The organism is Streptomyces sp. NPDC054840, from assembly GCF_053611065.1.
This window is the reverse complement of record NZ_JBSGZP010001115.1, coordinates 1-1,327: the sequence shown is the minus strand read 5'-3', so window position 1 is coordinate 1,327 and position 1,327 is coordinate 1. Positions and strand designations below refer to the sequence as shown.

The 1,327-nt window shown below is 75.2% G+C and carries 2 protein-coding genes; both read left to right on the top strand.

All coding sequences use genetic code 11. The features are described from left to right. The coding region (locus tag ACWGIU_RS38000; protein WP_453712665.1) for a D-sedoheptulose-7-phosphate isomerase at positions 1 to 441 on the top strand (441 nt) is incomplete at its 5' end. Next, on the top strand, positions 438 to 1,327 hold an 890-nt coding region (locus ACWGIU_RS37995; RefSeq protein ID WP_453712663.1), incomplete at its 3' end, for a bifunctional heptose 7-phosphate kinase/heptose 1-phosphate adenyltransferase. The genes ACWGIU_RS38000 and ACWGIU_RS37995, both read left to right, overlap by 4 nt.

Below are 1,327 nucleotides of genomic sequence, written 5' to 3'. Positions count from 1 at the left end.
GGCCGCTACCGTGAGGAGCGGCCGGCCTACTCGGCCATCGCCCTGCACGCCGAGACGTCCAGCGTCACCGCGATCGGCAACGACTACGGGTTCGAGCAGGTCTTCGCCCGGCAGGTCGCCGCTCACGGCCGGGACGGTGACGTCCTGATCCTGCTGTCGACGTCGGGACGCAGCGGCAACCTGCTGTCGGCCGCGCTGACCGCCCGCGCGACGGGCGTGGAGGTCTGGGCCCTGACCGGACCCGCCCCCAACCCGCTGGCGGAGGTCGCAGACCAGGCGCTGTGTATCGACACCGCCTCGACGGCGACCGTGCAGGAGGCCCACCTGGTGGCCGTCCACCTGCTGTGCGAGTCCTTCGACGCGGCCCTTGCCTCCCCCGGCACCGCCACCGTCAGGACGGCGCCCCGACGAGCCGTCGCCGCCGTCAGGAGGACCAGGTGACCGGCCGGGAACCGCTGGTCGTGGTCGGCGACGTGCTGCTGGACCGCGACATCCGGGGGGTCGCCTCCCGTCTCGCTCCGGACGCCCCGGCGCCCGTCGTCGACGTCACGGAGGACCTGTCCCGACCCGGAGGCGCAGGACTCGCCGCTGTGCTGGCCGCCCGTTCCGGCCGGGAAGTCGTCCTGATCACGGCACTGGGCGAGGACCGTGCCAGCAACCGTGTGCGGGAGGTGCTGGACGGCCGTGTCCGGCTGGTGGAGCTCCCGCTCGAAGGCTCTCTGCCGGTCAAGACGCGGGTCCTGGCCGACGGCCGTCCCCTGGTCCGGATCGACCGGGGCGGCGGCCAGGTCGGCCTCCCCGATGCTGAGGTGGGCCGGGCCTTGGCCGACGCGCACGCCGTCCTGGTCGCCGACTACGGCCGGGGCACGGCCCAGGCACTGCGGCCCCTGCTCACCGACAGCGCTCGCCGCGTCCCGCTGGTGTGGGACCCACACCCGCGGGGCGGACCCCCGGTGCCCGGAGCCCGCCTGGTGACACCGAACGCGGCGGAGGCGACCGCGCTGTGCCCCGATGAGGGGAACTCGCTGGCGGCGCACGCCCGGCGCGGCGCGGAACTGGCTGAGCGCTGGGGGGCCGCTGCGGTGGCCGTCACCCTCGGCGAGCGGGGGGTCCTGCTGACCCGGCCCCGGTCCGAGGCACCGATGCTCGTACCGGCCCCGTACCGGGCCGTGGGCGATGCGTGTGGAGCGGGCGACTGTTTCGCCGCCGTGGCGGCCTCCGCACTCGCGGACGGAAGCCTGCCGGAGGAGGCCGTACAGCTGGCGGTGGACTCTGCCGCGGCCTTCGTATCGGCGGGCGGCGCCTTCGACCGCGACCTGTGGAAAAC